Source organism: Marinobacterium sp. MBR-109 (assembly GCF_040547565.1).
Lineage (GTDB): Bacteria > Pseudomonadota > Gammaproteobacteria > Pseudomonadales > Balneatricaceae > Marinobacterium.
In genome coordinates, this window is sequence record NZ_JBEPPZ010000001.1 from 214,119 (window position 1) to 230,082 (window position 15,964).

16 protein-coding genes are annotated in these 15,964 nt (G+C 57.2%); 3 read left to right on the forward strand and 13 right to left on the reverse strand.

Going from position 1 to position 15,964, the window contains the following annotated elements; all coding sequences use genetic code 11:
* Positions 1 to 3: 3 nt before the first annotated feature.
* The 7 genes from hcaB to ABIE60_RS01035 are packed head-to-tail and all read right to left on the reverse strand — an operon-like array spanning position 4 to position 5,010.
* Positions 4 to 786, reverse strand: a complete 783-nt coding sequence (gene hcaB, locus ABIE60_RS01005; RefSeq protein WP_354467040.1) for a 3-(cis-5,6-dihydroxycyclohexa-1,3-dien-1-yl)propanoate dehydrogenase — start codon at positions 784 to 786, stop codon at positions 4 to 6.
* A gap of 8 nt (positions 787 to 794) precedes the next feature.
* Positions 795 to 1,334 carry a 3-phenylpropionate/cinnamic acid dioxygenase subunit beta gene (locus ABIE60_RS01010; protein ID WP_354411732.1) on the reverse strand — a complete coding sequence of 180 codons (540 nt, stop codon included), beginning with the start codon at positions 1,332 to 1,334 and terminating at the stop codon, positions 795 to 797.
* Positions 1,334 to 2,680, reverse strand: a complete 1,347-nt coding sequence (locus tag ABIE60_RS01015; protein WP_354467041.1) for an aromatic ring-hydroxylating oxygenase subunit alpha — start codon at positions 2,678 to 2,680, stop codon at positions 1,334 to 1,336. The genes ABIE60_RS01010 and ABIE60_RS01015 overlap by 1 nt, the downstream gene beginning before the upstream one ends.
* Positions 2,681 to 2,699: 19 nt before the next feature.
* Positions 2,700 to 3,047, reverse strand: coding sequence for a non-heme iron oxygenase ferredoxin subunit (locus ABIE60_RS01020; protein ID WP_354467043.1), 348 nt, complete (start codon positions 3,045 to 3,047; stop codon positions 2,700 to 2,702).
* 6 nt (positions 3,048 to 3,053) lie between these two features.
* The gene (locus ABIE60_RS01025; protein WP_354467044.1) at positions 3,054 to 3,896 is read right to left on the reverse strand and encodes a DODA-type extradiol aromatic ring-opening family dioxygenase; all 843 of its coding nucleotides are present in this window, start codon (positions 3,894 to 3,896) and stop codon (positions 3,054 to 3,056) included.
* A 5-nt stretch (positions 3,897 to 3,901) separates the two neighbouring features.
* A complete protein-coding gene (locus tag ABIE60_RS01030; protein WP_354467046.1) occupies positions 3,902 to 4,186 on the reverse strand; it encodes a hypothetical protein in 285 nt (94 codons plus the stop codon).
* Complete coding sequence (locus ABIE60_RS01035; RefSeq protein ID WP_354467047.1) at positions 4,183 to 5,010, reverse strand: alpha/beta fold hydrolase; 828 nt, start codon at positions 5,008 to 5,010, stop codon at positions 4,183 to 4,185. Before ABIE60_RS01035 ends, ABIE60_RS01030 begins: the two co-directional genes overlap by 4 nt.
* A gap of 263 nt (positions 5,011 to 5,273) precedes the next feature.
* On the opposite strand from ABIE60_RS01035, the gene ABIE60_RS01040 reads away from it, so the two are divergent.
* The 3 genes from ABIE60_RS01040 (at position 5,274) to ABIE60_RS01050 (ending at position 10,015) form a co-directional block, all read left to right on the forward strand.
* Positions 5,274 to 5,990: a dienelactone hydrolase family protein gene (locus tag ABIE60_RS01040; protein ID WP_354467048.1), complete on the forward strand. Its 717-nt coding sequence runs from the start codon at positions 5,274 to 5,276 to the stop codon at positions 5,988 to 5,990.
* A 118-nt stretch (positions 5,991 to 6,108) separates the two neighbouring features.
* Positions 6,109 to 7,956 carry a diguanylate cyclase domain-containing protein gene (locus ABIE60_RS01045; RefSeq protein ID WP_354467050.1) on the forward strand — a complete coding sequence of 616 codons (1,848 nt, stop codon included), beginning with the start codon at positions 6,109 to 6,111 and terminating at the stop codon, positions 7,954 to 7,956.
* Between the two features lie 202 nt (positions 7,957 to 8,158).
* Positions 8,159 to 10,015: a methyl-accepting chemotaxis protein gene (locus tag ABIE60_RS01050; protein WP_354467052.1), complete on the forward strand. Its 1,857-nt coding sequence runs from the start codon at positions 8,159 to 8,161 to the stop codon at positions 10,013 to 10,015.
* Between the two features lie 42 nt (positions 10,016 to 10,057).
* Here ABIE60_RS01050 and hypE read toward each other — a convergent pair whose 3' ends face one another.
* The 6 genes from hypE to hypA are packed head-to-tail and all read right to left on the reverse strand — an operon-like array spanning position 10,058 to position 15,890.
* The gene (hypE, locus tag ABIE60_RS01055) at positions 10,058 to 11,083 is read right to left on the reverse strand and encodes a hydrogenase expression/formation protein HypE (RefSeq protein ID WP_354467053.1); all 1,026 of its coding nucleotides are present in this window, start codon (positions 11,081 to 11,083) and stop codon (positions 10,058 to 10,060) included.
* Positions 11,080 to 12,210: a hydrogenase formation protein HypD gene (gene hypD, locus ABIE60_RS01060; RefSeq protein WP_354467055.1), complete on the reverse strand. Its 1,131-nt coding sequence runs from the start codon at positions 12,208 to 12,210 to the stop codon at positions 11,080 to 11,082. The genes hypE and hypD overlap by 4 nt, the downstream gene beginning before the upstream one ends.
* Positions 12,207 to 12,431, reverse strand: a complete 225-nt coding sequence (locus ABIE60_RS01065) for a HypC/HybG/HupF family hydrogenase formation chaperone (RefSeq protein WP_354467057.1) — start codon at positions 12,429 to 12,431, stop codon at positions 12,207 to 12,209. Before ABIE60_RS01065 ends, hypD begins: the two co-directional genes overlap by 4 nt.
* Positions 12,431 to 14,737 carry a carbamoyltransferase HypF gene (hypF, locus tag ABIE60_RS01070; RefSeq protein WP_354467059.1) on the reverse strand — a complete coding sequence of 769 codons (2,307 nt, stop codon included), beginning with the start codon at positions 14,735 to 14,737 and terminating at the stop codon, positions 12,431 to 12,433. The genes ABIE60_RS01065 and hypF overlap by 1 nt, the downstream gene beginning before the upstream one ends.
* Positions 14,737 to 15,558 carry a hydrogenase nickel incorporation protein HypB gene (hypB, locus tag ABIE60_RS01075; protein ID WP_354467061.1) on the reverse strand — a complete coding sequence of 274 codons (822 nt, stop codon included), beginning with the start codon at positions 15,556 to 15,558 and terminating at the stop codon, positions 14,737 to 14,739. Before hypB ends, hypF begins: the two co-directional genes overlap by 1 nt.
* On the reverse strand, positions 15,558 to 15,890 hold the full coding sequence (gene hypA / locus ABIE60_RS01080; RefSeq protein ID WP_354467625.1) for a hydrogenase maturation nickel metallochaperone HypA: 333 nt from the start codon (positions 15,888 to 15,890) through the stop codon (positions 15,558 to 15,560). The genes hypB and hypA overlap by 1 nt, the downstream gene beginning before the upstream one ends.
* Positions 15,891 to 15,964 lie beyond the last annotated feature (74 nt).

Below are 15,964 nucleotides of genomic sequence, written 5' to 3' on the forward strand. Positions count from 1 at the left end.
TCCTTAGCGTGCAACCCAACCGCCGTCACTGTGAATGACACAGCCGGTCGTCATCGGGGACTGTTCATTAGAGGCCAGCACAACATAAAGCGCGGCATGATCCGAGGGAGAGGCCATCCGCTTGAGCGGCACGGCATTGGCCGCATTTTCATGGAATCCCTGAATATGATTGAGTGGCTGAGCACGCCCCGAAATGCCGTCCACCGACTTCATCTCGGTATCGGTTGCACCGGGAGACACTCCGTTAACGCGTACATTCGGTGCCATCTCATAGGCGAGCTGTTTAATCATGCCTACGACCGCATGTTTGGACGTGACGTACAAAATGCCGCCGCCACCGGGGTAAAAGCCGGAGTTGGACACGGTCAAAATGATATTTCCGCCGCTTTTGCTCAACTCTTCCTGTGCCGCACGCACCCCGTTCAAATACCCCAATACGTTGACGCGAAACAGGCTATCGAAATTGTCGGCGAGTTTTTCAGGTGCGATTTTGCGCAGCGGTACGAAGTAGTCGAACAGCGCCGCATTACCCACGAAGATATCGAGCTTGCCAAAGGCGGTAACCGTTTCGGCCACCGCGCGTTCGTTATCTTCGTACCGGGTCACATCGCCCTGTACCGTGATCAGCCCCTTGGGGAAGTCACGCTTGAGCGCATCCAGCTTGTCGGCATTGATATCGAACACCGCCACCCGGGCGCCTTCGGCCAGGTAACGTTCGACCACGGCCCGACCGATGCCATCGGCACCCCCTGATACAAGGGCCACCTTGGAATCCAGTACTGTCATGTGGCACCTCAGAGGAAGGTGTTGATGTTTTTGCAGGTCAACGTCGCGTTCGGGATCAGGATAAGACGCTTCTTGATCTTGAAGCTCTCCCCGTCCTGCACGATCAGATCCTGACGACGACCATAGATCACATACTCTTCATCCAGACCGCGGCTGCGCACGCTCTGAAAGGTGGAATGCACGACGTACTCACCATCATTTTCGCCGTAATAGACTTCCACATTGGTCAACTGATGCACATTACGCGTTGCCGGATTTTCCGCCCAGGCAGAAGGTTGCTTGAAACGTGCAACACGGCGCCCAAGGTCACGCAAACCGTCATCAAAAAATGCCATGTGGTCTGCGGCGTAAAAACCATGCTCCAGCAGATTCTCACGACGACGGTTCTCGATGCCCGGCATCCAGTAATGGATCTCTTCGTGCATCAATCCCAGCCAGTCATCAAAGCGCTCGTCATCCAGCAAACGGTATTCGTAGTTCAGAAAGTGAGATACGCGGTAATGCTGTTCTACTGAAACCGGGCGCAGTTCATCATACAGAGCAGTCATTATTCAGCCTCCTGCTTGCCAACGTTGCGATTGGGAACTTCGTTCCAGCTGCGGGAATTCAGCATGTCATACCAGTACTGGTAGAAAGCACGGGAGTTAGCCTCATTGAGCTGGCCTTCATAAACGTTAGCCGGCAGCGGAGTATCGGTCAGCAGAGTATCCATGCCCAAACCTACAAACAGGTCCTGCTGAGCGGTGACACGCCCCTTGGCGGTCTTGGTGCAGTATTCCCAGTTTTCGCCGTCATCCATTTCGAACACGCCGGTCGGGGAAAAGGTCATCATCGCGCCCTTGCGCCATTTTTCCTTCACCTCTTCAGGTGCACTCTTGTTCACCACGACCCAGGTAAACAGTTCCATCTTGTTCGGCCCACGCGGTTGCCATACACGCACGGTGTTCTGGCCCGGCAGGAAAGAGAAGTTCGGGAAAATGGTGCAGGACGAAACCGAACCGATCATGTTGGAGCGGAAGTCACCCAGCCGCTCGGCCACGGACGGCTTGATGGTATGCAGGTACTTATTCAGGGCACTTTCACCCAGTACCGCCACGTTGCCCACGGTATCCAGCGCAAATTCGTATCCGTGACCATTCCAGTTGACGGAATAGGACTCTTCGAAGTCGCTGACCTTGGCAACGGAACCACCCAGCATTGCTCGGGCAGCGGAGTCATGTGTCCAACCTGCGTGCAGAATGTCACCGACGAAATTCTCGGCGGCAATTTTCCAGTTACACTCATAGGTAGAACGAATGCAGCCACCCACAAATTCGGTACCGTCTTCCTGATTATCGAACAGGGCATCCATGTACCAGGTGATCGGGCCCAGATATTCCTTCAGGGTGGGCGCTTCGGGATCGAAGGTGGCAAAGACCAGACCCTTGTAGGAGTCGACTTGAGCGACTTCCTTCAGACCCCACTTGGACTTGTCGAAATTGCTGTCTTCGTAAACGCCGGACTCATGCTGTCCAATCAGGTTGCCTTCAACGTTGAAGGACCAGCCATGGTAATTACAAATAAAACCACGCGTGCTGCCGGACTCGGCAAAGCAGACCTTGTTGCCACGGTGAGGACAGGCATTGAGGAATACCTTGATACCGCCGCTCTTCTGGCGAATCACGATCACTTCATCCTCACCCATGGTGGTGGTGATGTAGTCACCGGTTTTCGGAATCTGTGATTCGTGCGCGACAAACAGCCAGCAGCGTGCGAATACCTTTTCCAGCTCCTGCTCGTAGATCGCCTGGTCGTAGAAGATCTTGCCTGCAATGCGCCCATTCTCAAGGTCACATACGTCCTTGAGGCCCGTCAGCGAATCCGTTACATCGAGTGTTTTAATTATATTTCCCATGGTCTGACACCTTTTAGCCTTAGCCTTTCGCAATTAACGCCGGATCTGCCTCAATCAAGGCAAATATCTCGTCACCCTCAATCTCGACCGGATAGGTTCTCAGGTCGATTTCGCAGGGAAACCCCTGCGCCTTGCCGGTCGGTATATGAAACTGTCCCCAGTGCACGGGGCAGGTGATCATGTCATCTTCAATATCGCCTTCGGCCAGAGAGGCCGTGGCGTGCGTGCAAAGATCTGCAGTCGCGTAGTACTGACCACCCAGGTTGTACACCGCAATGTCACCGAACTCGGCGTTATCGATTTTCTTGACCTGATTTTCGGCAAGCTCTGACACCTTGCACAAAAACACCTTTTCAATAACTTCCATTGCTGTTCAGCCTTTCTTCAATTCAATAAAGCCCAGACCGGTCACCCACTCCGGTACCGGCTGATACTCAATCAGCTCGCCATGCGAAGCGTTCGCGGCAGCCATCGCACAAATAAAATTGCGAATCTCCATAGCGCCGTTGCCACCGTTTTCCAGCACCTGCTCATCGGTGTAAGCCGCCAGTCCGTCGATGTCAGCATTGCAGCAGAGATCGATAACCTGATGATCGAACGCTTCGTTGACCTTGCCGGTTTCCTTGACGCCAACCCAATGGCTGATACCGCCGCTGCCGATTACAAATACCTGCTCGTCACTATCGAACGCTTCGACGGCACCTCGGATCTGCTCACCCAACTGGCACGCCCTGGCCTTAGTAATAAAGGGGTCTACAGCGCTGGCCAGGTAAACCGGAATCGCACTGATGCTGCGGCCGCTGATTTCCTCGGCACGACGCACAATCAGCTTGTAGGGGATGGAGAACGCGTGATCCGTGGTAAACGAGCGTGCCACAGCCCAGTCGAATCCGATTTCACTGCCATGAGCCGCGATGTGCTGCGCCAGCGCTTCGTGGTTCTGCACCTGCTCTTTCTTCAGCCCCGGCAACTGGTCCAACGGACCTTCCACATGTCCGGTGGCAATGCAGTACTTGGGCAGGCAAGTGGTGCCAAACAGCATGTAATGGTCATTGCCAACGATAATGACGCTGGACGCGCCACTCTCGGCCAAACGTTCAGCACAGGCTTCGTAGGCATCCCACACTTTTTTGGCTTTTTCCGCCTCGGGTGCATCAGGGGCCACAAACATGACCGGGTCATGCGGTACCAGAAATCCGCCAGTAATCTCTGCCATGATGCTTACCCCTTAATGGATGCGGAGTGGGCGGAATCAGAGCCCAGCTTGCGGTTATAGGAAGAAACTTGGCGATCCGGCGACATTTCAATCCAGTAGCCCAGTGTCAACATTGGATTGACGCCTGCTTCCTGCATTCCCTTGACATCGAACTCCAGAATCATGCGAACACCTTCTTCATCGATCGAGAAACGACCAAGAAACTTCTGTGGGTCTTCGCGAAACTTTTCTTTCGAGAAGCGATCCACGGACAGGCTCCACAAAATGCGCTCCAACACGTCCCGACTCATGCCTGCCCCCCGCCGATAAAGCTGTTCAGAATATTGAGGAACTTCTGCTTCTGCTCGGTCTGCACCCAGTGGCCGCACTGACCAAACACATACAGATCACTGTTGGGGATGTTCTCGGACAACACACGGCCACACTGCACTGGCACTACATTGTCTTCACGGCCATGCAAAACCAGAGTCGGCGCCTTGATGTTTTTGACGGCTTTTTCCGGGAAGCCCTTCACCAGGGTTTCGCCATCAGTACTCGGCTGTGGAATCAATTTGCGCAAGGCATCCTGTGCACCTGCTCGCGCACTGGCCTCATAGCGAGACTGCACCAATTCATCCGTGATCAATGACGTGTCGTAAGGGAAAAGCTCCATCAGTGAACGCATGTTCTCGACTGACGGTTCGTACAACCAGGCACCCGCCAGCCCCTTGGTCTGTACGAAAGTGCCTGCAGGCGTACCCAGCAGTACCAGCTTGTCGAGGCGCTCCGGGTTGAACAAGGCCAGGCCAATACCGACAGCGCCACCGAAGGAGTTACCCACCAGGGAGGCCTTTTCGACACCAAGGGCATCCATGAACTCAACCAGATGGTTAACCCAGAACTTGATGTCGTAGTGGGTGTCGTCCTTGAACTCGGTGAACCCGAATCCGGCGATATCAGGCACGATTACTCGGAACCTTTCCGCCAGCTGATTCATGACGCCACCCCAGTTGGTCCAGCCTGAGACGCCGGGCCCCGAACCGTGCAGCAACAGCAGAGGCGCACCAGCACCACATTCGAAGTATGCCGTTTCATGGCCGGCTGCCTGAACAAACTTGCGATCTGACTCTTTCATCACACCTCCGAACATACAGTTGTGTATCCAGATACTAGTGGCTACGTACACAACCGTCAACAGGATGACCGACTCCAAGCCTGAAAAACATTCAAGAACAAGGCAGAAAACAATCCTAAAAACACAATAAATAACTGTTTATAAACAATTTAATGTTGTTCCATTAATAGACATGTATGTTCCACAAAAGAAAATATACATTTTGCAAAACCGGCCTCACATCAATAAAATAAAATACACACATGTATTCAAGTGGTGAGGACATGAACATGATTTCGGTGAATTTGGGTGAAAAGTCACACAGGCATGAGTTGTACCCCGTGGCGGACAAATCACCTGACAGGCAGATACTGGTTTTTCCTACCTGGGCAGGGATTACAGACTTCGAACGCGGCGTAGCAGCAAGACTTAACAACGCCGGGCATAGCGCAATACTTGTCGATTTCTTCGGAGAAAATGCCGACTTATCAACCCTGGAAAAGAAACAGCTCGCAATATCGCCCTACCTTCAGGATCTGGCCCTACTTCAGGCTCACATAAGTGCATTGGTTGTTTCAGTGAGGCAGGCTCTACCGGCAGCGACCCACCCCATGTCTGCGATAGGTTTCTGCCTTGGCGGACTGTGCGCAATTCACGCTGGTCTGCAGGAACATGACGTTGATACCGCCGTCAGTTTTCACGGGTTATTGAAACTGCCCTCTATAACCGGCCATGCAGCCCGACATGCTCGTTTCCTGATTCTGAACGGGAGTCGGGACCCAATGGTTTCAGCTGATGAGGTGACTTCCGCCATTCAGTTTTTTGATAATCGGGCACTGGACATGACGCTGGTTTCGTTTGGTGGCACTTATCACTCTTTCATGCTGCCTGACGCTGACAACCCAAAAACAGGCGTGCTGTACAATGCCCAAAGCGCCAAACACGCATGGACCCTGTGTGAAAACTTCCTTTCTGAGGCAGAAAAAACAGGTGATCTGTAAAGCGACAATCCATTGCTTTTATATGCTTAGACCATTTGTATATAAACAGGGACAGATATAACCCTCGACGTGTATAATTCTCGACATCGTTCAGAGGTGGGTATTGAGGGGAGTTCGGTTGAGGGAGTGCCAGATTGATCGTTGTCGCCAGCTGATTCTGTCTATTTCGCTGGTTGGAATCCTGCTGACAGGTACGCTGGTTGGCCTTAGCAGCGCCTTGCCGATGTTTTTCTCCGCCCGGGAGCATGTTGAAAATTCGGCTCTGGATAGCCTGGAAACCCGCGCCGCGGCAATCAACAGTCTGCTGGCCGGTTATCAGGATATCGCTCGTCAGTTCACCAGCCGTACCGAGATTCGGCGCCGGCTCGAAGCATACGAGGCCGGCGATCTGGGCTTCGATGAGCTTGTCGCTTTTACTCGGCCTCGCCTCAAAGATCCCATGAGCAAGCTGCCCGAACTGCTGTTCATGCGTCGCTGTGGTCCCGATCTTGAACCGGTTGTCAGCCTGGGGCACAACCCGGGCCTTGATCTTGAGCATATCGACACGGTCGGCGTCAGCCTTATGCCATTGCCAGCCTCAAGCGGGTTTGTCATTCGGGCGGTGGGCGCCATCACGGATGACAGTGGTCGTCGTGTTGGTATCGATACCCTGCTGTTCAGTTCAGAACGGCTCAAGGCGTTGCTCACCTCTGGCAGTGGCTTCAGCGCGCAGGCACGCCTGACACTGGTACAGCTTTCAGCGGATGGTACGGTGCTGGCCTCACTGGACAGCACAGGGGAGTTTACCCGCCTCCTTGAGCAACACCAGTCACACCTTGCCTCACTCACGCCACGTACCCTGATTCAGGCAGAAGATGGCAAAAACCGCCTGTTGCTGAGCCCGCTGACACTGGACAGCTGGGCGCTGGCCGTAAAACTGCCCCGCTCCGACCTCTATGCCAAGGCCAATCAGCAGCTGCTGATCACTTCTGGCGTAATCCTCGCCATGATGCTGCTGGGCCTGCTTTTGACCCGCAGCACACTGTCACCACTGGTGGCACGCATTACTCAGCAAACCCGGCGACTCGAAGAGTCCGCTGCCGAGTTGCGCCTGTCTGCCAATGTGTTTGAGCACGCACAGGAGGCGATCATCGTCACTGATGCCGGGCTCAAGGTTCAGCGCAGCAACCGCGCCAGCAGTGACGTTACAGGCTACTCATCCGAGCGACTGCTTGGTACCGGGCTTGATCAGCTGTTCGACCAGTCCAGCCGACAGGACGATCAGATCGAACTGATCCTGCACACCCTGAACCGTGATGATGCCTGGCAGGGCGAAATCAGCTATCGCCACGCCGATGGACATGTCATTCCAACACTGCAGACCATCAGTGTGGTGCGAGATGATCAGGGGCGCATCAGCCATCTGATTCATATTTTCAATGACATTACCGATGCCAAGGAAAATGAGCGCCGAATGCAACGTCTGGCCAGCCTGGATTCGCTCACCGGCCTGCCCAACCGGGCAGCCCAGAACCGGCACATCGAACAACAGCTACAACAGGCGGCACAGCAGCAACAGCGCTGTGCCCTGCTGTTTATCGATCTGGACAACTTCAAGCCGGTGAATGACAGCTTCGGTCACGCCGTGGGTGATCAGCTGCTGAAATCGGTTGCCAAGCGACTGCAGCATGCATTGCGTGAAGGCGATAGTGTGGGCCGTATCGGTGGCGATGAGTTCCTGGTGCTGACCGGAAATCTGCAAAAGCCGGAGGAAGCCGATGTTATCGCGGCCAAATTGATCGAGCACCTGCTGGAGCCTTTCCATATCGCCGAACACCGTATCCGTATCGGGGCATCCATCGGTATCGCCTACTTCCCGGATGATGGCAGTGACGCACAAACCCTGACCCGCATGGCAGATCAGGCGATGTATGTCGCCAAGAAGCAGGGCCGCAATCGCTACGTTAAAGCCGCCCTTCTCGATTAACAGGCCGATCACTCAAGCTCTTTGATGCCTTAAACCTGAATCGGGCACGCAAAAGTGCCGCTGCCCTCAAGGGGTGCACTTCATGGGAGCCAACACCCGCCGCCACACCCCAAACGGCACGGTCCTCTTTCCACAGCGCGGTTTTAATTTACTGGAACGAAAATTGCTTTACTGCTGGTAGAACAGGTCTGGAGCAATACCCATGCTATTTCGACGCCGCAGTAAAGCCGAAACACAACAGAACAGACTGCTTGAATGTCTCACGCACCTGGAAAGCACTGAGCTGACCCGCCAACAGGTGCCGGACGATGCTTTAAGGCAGCAGCTTAAACAGCTGCAGCTTCAGCTCAGAGAGCGCCATAACCTCAGTTCCACCCACGGGGTTCGGAGCATGCTGCACACAATCAGCAGCCTGCTGCAACGCTGTGGACTGTTTGCCGGCCACACTCGCCGTACACTGGCTCAGCAGGAAGGCCTTATTGAGCAAATGGAGCAACGCTCTTCGCTGCTGGAAAGTGAGCTGAATGCCGCTGCCGACAAGGTCGGACAGTCTCGGGATGAGGTCGGACAACTGCAACAGACGCTGGGCGACACCGTCAGTGATACCAGCAAAGCGGTGATAAAGGCCATGGAGGGCATCTCAGCCAAACTGGAGCACAAGGCCAGTGGCGCCCACTCGGTTCTCGAGAGCATCATCCGCATCGGTGCGCAGATCAACCTGTTGGCCCTGAACGCGGCCATAGAGGCCGCCAGAGCCGGTGAGCATGGTCGCGGTTTTGCTGTCGTTGCCAACGAAGTACGCAACCTGGCCGAAGTCACTGTCAAGCATGTCAACGAAGCCCGTGAACAGCTTGATTTCGCGGCTATTGAAGAGGATCTGACCGAGCTGCGTCATCACACGATGGCCAAGCTTGAAGCATCGGATCAGGCCGTCCAGTTTTCTCGAGAGCGTCTGGGCAATCTGTTCGACCACATCAACGAGGACATCGGCCAGGTACGCCAAAATACGGATATCCTGTTTGAGACCCTGCACCTGCTCAAGGATTCCATGGGACGCATTGAGGACAAGCAACGCTGGATCAGTGAGCTTTCGACACAGGTCAGCAGAGCCGTTGGGGGGCTTCCACACGGCCTTGATGATCTGAAGCCGGCCGAAATACCACTGGAACGGCTTTGCTCTCAGCTGGGGCTGGAATCGCAGCAGGATCGTCTTGCTCAGATCCGCCAACGCGGCACCTTGCGTGTAGCCGTGGAACCACAGTTTGTCGGGCTGTCATTCAGGCGCAAACCGGGCGAGCCTCTGCAGGGCCTTGATATCAGTTATGCCCAGGCACTGGCGAAACACCTTGGGGTTCGGTGCGAGTTTGTCGAAACCCCATGGGACCTGTGTACTGAACGGCTGTTCAGCAGCGAGCAACCCGGCGGGGCTCCTGCGGATATCGTCATCAGTGCGCTGCCACCCGATGAAGGCTATGCACACGTAGCCTATTCAGAGCCCTACACCTATCTGCACTGCGTTCTGGCACGTCGCGTGGGTGACAGCAGCATTCGGTCCCATGCCGACCTTGAAGGCAAGGCACTGGGTATTATCAATGACCCTGCCGCTTTTGCCGTACTGGAAAGCCTTGGCATCGGTACGGATAACGACAGCCAAGTCAGGCTGTCCAACCTTCTTGCCTACTCTGACCAGAGCCGCATCCATGACTGTCTGGCAAAAGGGGTGGTTGATGCGTTTATCGTCGACTTGCCGATCTACCATTGGGCCTGCAACAACCCTGACAGCCCCTGGTTCGGCAAGATTGAAACACTGCCGGGGAATCTGGCAGATCAGTCCTATTTTTACTCGATGGCCGTATCAGCCGATGCAGGCAATGCAACACTTCTCAGCGAGGTCAATCGATTCATCCAACACTTCACAACGACTGCGGAGCGGGAGAAAATCGAGCGGTTTTGGCAGGGCCAGGTGATCCAGGACAGCCTGAGCCTTGGCAGCCTGCCCGGCGAACTGAAAGGCGCGGACGATCTGCACTCCATGGCTGCGACTGCACAAGCAGCTTGAGGCAAAGCCGGCAGCCTGAACCCTGCTTGAGCCCCCTGCCGTTCAGCAGATCCGTGGCAGCGGCTCACTGTTCAGCCAGTCCAGCAGGCGATTGCCGCCAAAGCGGGTGCGCAACTGCACAAACTGCTGCGGGTCGGCAGTGACAGTGCCAATAATGGCCGCGGCCTGTCCTTCTGGATGGGCGCGCATCAGATCCAGCAGCATGGGTGCCTGCTCAGGTGGACAGATCGCAATCAGCTTGCCCTCGTTGGCCAGGTAGAGCGGGTCCAGTCCAAGCAGTTCACACACCGCCTGTACCGGCTGAATCACCGGGATGGCGGCCTCTTCCAGCTGCATGCCGACACCGGACTGCTGTGCCAGTTCGTTCAGTGTGTTACCCAGCCCGCCGCGAGTGGGGTCGCGCATGCAGCGCAGTTGTGGCACCTGCGCGACCATGGCCTGTGTCAGCCGGTGCAGCGCGCAACTGTCGGAGCGAATATCCGCCGCAAAGCCCAACGACTCGCGCTGGGTCAGAATACAGGCACCATGATCGCCCACACTGCCCGACAGCAGGATGCAATCGCCGGGACGTGCCCGGTCACCTGACAGATCAAGCCCTTCAGGCACAATACCAACACCGCTGGTGTTGATGAACACACCATCGCCCTTGCCGCGTTCGACCACCTTGGTGTCACCGGTCACGATTGGCACGTTCGCCTCGCGGCTGGCCTGCGCCATCGACTCCACGATGCGGGCCAGTTCGACCAGTGGAAAACCCTCTTCCAGAATAAAGCCCACCGACAGTGCATGTGGGCGGGCACCACACATGGCCAGATCATTGATGGTGCCGTGTACCGCCAGCGAACCGATATCACCGCCGGGGAAAAACAGCGGCGACACCACATGGCTGTCACTGGCGAAGGCCAGTCGCCCGGCTGGCAGGCTCAGCTGAGCCTGATCGTTGCCTTGTGCCAACCACTCATTGTCAAACGCCCGGGCAAACAGATGACTGATCAGCTGTGCCATGGCCCGGCCTCCGCCTCCATGCGCCATCTCGACCTTGCCGTTGGTCAAATCCAGTCGACTCATTCTCGCTCCTGCATCGCAATCCGCCCCCGGTTGTAACGGTACCAGGCAGCACAGGCCCCTTCCGATGACACCATACAGGCACCCAGCGGATTATCCGGTGTACAGGGCGTACCGAACAGTCGGCACTGATCCGGCCGCTTCTGCCCACGCAGAACAGCCGGGCATTCGCAGGCTGGATGCTCTCTGGCCCTTGGCGCTGACAGTTCAAAACGCTGTTCGGCATCATAACGGGCATATTCTGGTCGTATTTTCAGCGCACTTGCCGGCACCTCACCCAATCCGCGCCACTCAAAGCTGCTTCGGCGCTCAAACACCCTCTCGACCAGTGCCCTGGCCTTTGGGTTGCCGTCAGGCGTAACGGCCCGGCTGAACTGGTTTTCAACTCTGGCCTCATGACGATTCAGTTGCCCAACCAGCATACTGATGGCCTGTAGCAGGTCCAGTGGCTCAAATCCGGCAATCACGACCGGTTTGCCAAACTGCCGTGGGAAAGGCGCGTAGGCTTCACTGCCGATCACGGTACTCACATGCGCCGGACCGATAAAACCATCGATGGCAGTGGCCTCACTCTCACTCGGGGTCAAAATGGCGTGCATCGCCGCCGGGGTCAGCACATGGTTGCACAGCACCGAAAGATTGCTGATGCCCATTTCATCGGCACGCTGAATCAGTACCGCCGTGGGCGGTGTGGTGGTCTCGAAGCCGATGGCAAAAAACACCACCTGGCGCTCAGGGTGCTGCTGCGCCAGCGCAAGCGCCTCCAGCGGTGAATACAGCATGCGTATATCAGCCCCGTCGGCACGCGCCTTGAGCAAACTCTGCCCCTTGCCGGCGGGTACCCGCAGCATGTCACCGTAGCTGCACAGGATCACCTCCGGCAGACGGGACAGCTCAAGCGCCTGCTCCAGACGCGCGACCGGCAATACACAGACCGGGCAGCCAGGGCCGTGGATCAGCTCCACATTGTCAGGCAGCAGCGCGGGCAGGCCATAACGGAATACCGCATGCGTGTGCCCGCCACAGAACTCCATCAATCGGTAATGGCGCCCCGGATCAGCCTGCTGATGGATATGCTGCGCCAACTGGTGGGCCAGTTTGGCATCACGAAATACGTCGACGTACTTCATTGTTGCTGCGCCGCCATCTGCTGCAGCATTGCCAGAGTCCTTTCGGCCTCGACCCGGTCCAGTTTCTGCAGCGCAAAGCCCACATGCAGAATCACGAAATCACCCACCTCAAGGCCATCCAGCAATGACACGTCTATCTCGCGGCGCACGCCCCCCATATTGGCCAGCGCACGCCCCGGGCCAGTCAGTGCCACCACTTCCACCGGTACAGCCAGACACATCAGCCTTGCTCCCTTTCCCGTTCGACATTCGCACGCATGATCGATACCCATACCTGCCCCAGTGACAGCGCGGCATCACCCGGGGGCAGATGTATCGGCAGGCGCGGCGTCAGCCCCTGCCGCTGCAACGCGTCCACCAGACCGGCTCGGAGCCAGCCGTTCAGCAGACAGCCGCCGCTGAGAATAACATCGCTGATACCCTGCTCATGCGCGGCTTTACCCGCCCATTCAGCCAGTGCAGCGATCAGGTTGGCATGAAAACATTCCGCCCCTTCACGGGCATTGTCCACCTGAAGCAGATGCTGCAGCAAGGGGGTCAGATCCAGACAGTTGCCATCACTTACACGCCAGAGCGCGGTATCAGGTTGAGGCAGCCGCCTGACCTGTGCTTCCAGCAACATGGCGGCCTGGGCTTCAAAGGTCTGTACGTCACAAACAGCCATCAACCCCGCCACCGCATCGAACAGTCGCCCAAGACTGCTGCTGGGCGGACAGTTGATACCTGCACGCAGCATCTGCTCCACCTCCTGCCAAAGAGGCTGGTGACCAAAACGTTCGACCATCAGGTCCTCTCGCCCCAGCTGAAACAAAAGCGCAAGTGCCAATCGCCAGGGCTCCCGTGCGGCACGGTCACCACCGGGTAACGGCAGCGGTTTCAAGGCACCCAGCCGCTCATGGCCATTCGCGTTTACCTTCAGCAACTCACCACCGCACAGCTCACCCGCCTCACCCAACCCTAGTCCATCCAGTGCCAGTCCGATTACCGGGCAGGTCAATTGATGTTCAGCCATCACGGCGGCTACATGGGCATGGTGGTGCTGCACCAGACTGACCGGGATGCCCAGTGCATCGGCATGCTGCTGCGTCAGTCGATAGCCGTAGCTGTCCGGCTGCAGGTCGACACTGACCTGTTCCGGGGTTACGCCATACAGCGCTGGCAGTTGCTCAACCTGTAACTGCAAACGGCGACAGCTCTCGACGCTGGCAAGATCACCCAGCGGGGGTGACAGCCAGGCGCGCTGCCCCTGGCTGAGGCAGAGAGTGGTTTTAAGGTAGCCGCCCAGCGCCAGCATGGATGGGCCGCCAACCGCCAGCGTTATGCCCTGTGGCGAAAAGCCACGACCCCTGCGCACCCAGGCCGCGGGGGCCGCCAGCGCACTGATCACCGGGTCGTCCTGCGGCTGAACGATGTCGCGGTCATGCAGCAGCAGCCGATCCGCAATGTCCCGCAGTTGCTCTCGGGCATGGGCGTTGGTGTGGATCAGTGGCTCCCCGCTCAGGTTGGCACTGGTCATGACCAGCAACAGGGACTGTGGCTGGGCAAGCCAATCGGTGCCGGCAGGCCGTCCTGCCGCTTCATGGAACAGCAGCCAGTGCAACGGACTTTGCGGCAACATGACGCCAAGTCCATTCAGTCCCGGCGCTACCGTATCAGGCAACATCGCCTGCCTGACGCAGGGGGCTATCACGATCGGCGCCCCCGGATGCGTGAGCCAGCGCGCAGCGGTCTCATTCAGCTGCACCAAAGGCGTCAGCGACTGCGTGTTTGCAGCCATGATGGCAAAAGGCTTGTGCGGGCGCTGTTTGCGCTGGCGCAGCCGTGCAATGGCGGCAGGGTTTCGTGCATCACAGATCAGATGAAACCCGCCCACCCCCTTGAGTGCCAGAATCTCACCGCGCCGAACGGTATCCAGTGCCTGCTCAAGGGGATCTGTCTTATTAAGCCGAACCCCATCAGCCGTCTCTACCCAGACCGAAGGGCCACAATCGCTGCAGGCATTGGGCTGGGCATGAAAGCGTCGATCGGCGGGGCTGTCATATTCCTGCAGGCACGACTGGCACGGAGGAAACATCGCCATGCTGGTGTTGTGACGGTCATACGGCAACCGCTGCAGAATGCTGTAGCGCGGGCCACACCGGGTGCAGTTGATAAAGGGATAGCGCCAGCGCCGGTTACGAGGGTCGAACAGTTCAGCCTGGCAGTCAGCACAGGGAGCAAGATCCGGCAGTATCTCACCGCTGCCGTGCATTTCGCCTTGAGAGGGCTGGATACAGAACCCGCTGAGGTCCGGCTCATCCGGCATTGTGACACGCTCGATGCGATCAATCCGGGCAACCACCGGTAACCGGCTGCACAGGCGCGGCTCAAACTGCTGCAGGGCCACCGTATCACCCTGCAGTTCGATACAGACGCCCGCCGGCGTGTTGTACACCCGCCCCTGCAGACCCAGCTCGCATGCCAACCGGTAGACCAGTGGGCGAAAGCCAACACCCTGAACCAGCCCCTGAACACGCAGGTGCTGCACTAGAGCAGAGACTCCAGCCGGATCGCTTCAGCCTGCAATGCACTGATCCTCTGTTGCAGCCGTTGCTGTCGTCGCTGGTTGATCCAGTCGACCCAGCTCTGCATGCCTTCACCGCTGCGGGCCGAGAGCTGGATCACCTCAATATCGGGATTGATGCGGCGGGCGTAATCGATGCAGGCATTCAGATCAAACTCCACGTAAGGCAACAGGTCGATCTTGTTGATCAACAGCAGGTCCGAGTGGTGAAAGATGTCGGGGTATTTGAGCGGCTTGTCATCGCCTTCGGTCACCGACAGAATCACGACACGATGTGCCTCACCCAGATCAAAGCCGGCCGGGCACACAAGGTTGCCGACGTTTTCGATAAACAGCAGCCCACCCTGCAGGTTGGGCAGTTGCTGCATGGCGTGGCCAATCATGTGCGCATCCAGATGGCAGCCCTTGCCGGTATTGATCTGCAGTGCCGTCGCACCCGCCGCGCGGATACGTTCAGCGTCACGACTGGTCTGCTGATCGCCCTCAATCACTGCCAGCGGCACCTGACCGGACAGACGCGTGATCGTGGCTGTCAGCAGGCTGGTCTTGCCGGAACCGGGACTGGAGACCAGATTCAGCGCCAACAGGGCCTGCTGCTCAAACAGCTCGCGGTTGGCGGCGGCATAACCCGCGTTGTCACTCAGAATGTCCTGCTCGACCTGCAAGCGACGGCTCGCGCCGCCTGCCTGGTGAGACTCATGTTGATGCTGATGTTCATCATGCCGGTGCCCGGTCATACTGCCCACCTGCACCTCTCCCTCACCGCAACCACAGACGCCACACATCATTCCACCTCCAGTTCGTGTACCCGCATTTCATCTCCCTGCAGCAACTGCAACCGATAACTGCCGCAGTGAATACAGGCATCAAACCGGCTTGTGACCGGCTGCTCCTCGCCACACTGCTGACAGCGGGCACGCGCTTCAGGGCTGATAATATCCAGCGCCGCCCCCTCTGCCAGCGTACCGCGACAGGCGGCCGTGAAACAGAAACGCAGTGACTCGATTTCAACCATCGCCAGCGGCCCGATCTGCAGCCAGACATGTTTTACCCGCCTGAAGTGCTGCTCCTGCGCTTGCTGCCGCAACAGTCGGATGATGCTCTCGGCAATCGACATTTCATGCACTCGACCATGCTCCCTGCAGGCTTTGTTGACTTGAGAATAGCAGCCCGACAAGACGGCCGGCACCC

Coding starts and splice junctions, on each gene's coding strand:
- hcaB (WP_354467040.1), bottom strand. CDS start 786: ATGACAGTACTGGATTCCAAGGTGGCCCTTGTATCAGGGGGTGCCGAT.
- ABIE60_RS01010 (WP_354411732.1), bottom strand. CDS start 1,334: ATGACTGCTCTGTATGATGAACTGCGCCCGGTTTCAGTAGAACAGCAT.
- ABIE60_RS01015 (WP_354467041.1), bottom strand. CDS start 2,680: ATGGGAAATATAATTAAAACACTCGATGTAACGGATTCGCTGACGGGC.
- ABIE60_RS01020 (WP_354467043.1), bottom strand. CDS start 3,047: ATGGAAGTTATTGAAAAGGTGTTTTTGTGCAAGGTGTCAGAGCTTGCC.
- ABIE60_RS01025 (WP_354467044.1), bottom strand. CDS start 3,896: ATGGCAGAGATTACTGGCGGATTTCTGGTACCGCATGACCCGGTCATG.
- ABIE60_RS01030 (WP_354467046.1), bottom strand. CDS start 4,186: ATGAGTCGGGACGTGTTGGAGCGCATTTTGTGGAGCCTGTCCGTGGAT.
- ABIE60_RS01035 (WP_354467047.1), bottom strand. CDS start 5,010: ATGAAAGAGTCAGATCGCAAGTTTGTTCAGGCAGCCGGCCATGAAACG.
- ABIE60_RS01040 (WP_354467048.1), top strand. CDS start 5,274: ATGAACATGATTTCGGTGAATTTGGGTGAAAAGTCACACAGGCATGAG.
- ABIE60_RS01050 (WP_354467052.1), top strand. CDS start 8,159: ATGCTATTTCGACGCCGCAGTAAAGCCGAAACACAACAGAACAGACTG.
- hypE (WP_354467053.1), bottom strand. CDS start 11,083: ATGAGTCGACTGGATTTGACCAACGGCAAGGTCGAGATGGCGCATGGA.
- hypD (WP_354467055.1), bottom strand. CDS start 12,210: ATGAAGTACGTCGACGTATTTCGTGATGCCAAACTGGCCCACCAGTTG.
- ABIE60_RS01065 (WP_354467057.1), bottom strand. CDS start 12,431: ATGTGTCTGGCTGTACCGGTGGAAGTGGTGGCACTGACTGGCCCGGGG.
- hypB (WP_354467061.1), bottom strand. CDS start 15,558: ATGTGTGGCGTCTGTGGTTGCGGTGAGGGAGAGGTGCAGGTGGGCAGT.
- hypA (WP_354467625.1), bottom strand. CDS start 15,890: ATGTCGATTGCCGAGAGCATCATCCGACTGTTGCGGCAGCAAGCGCAG.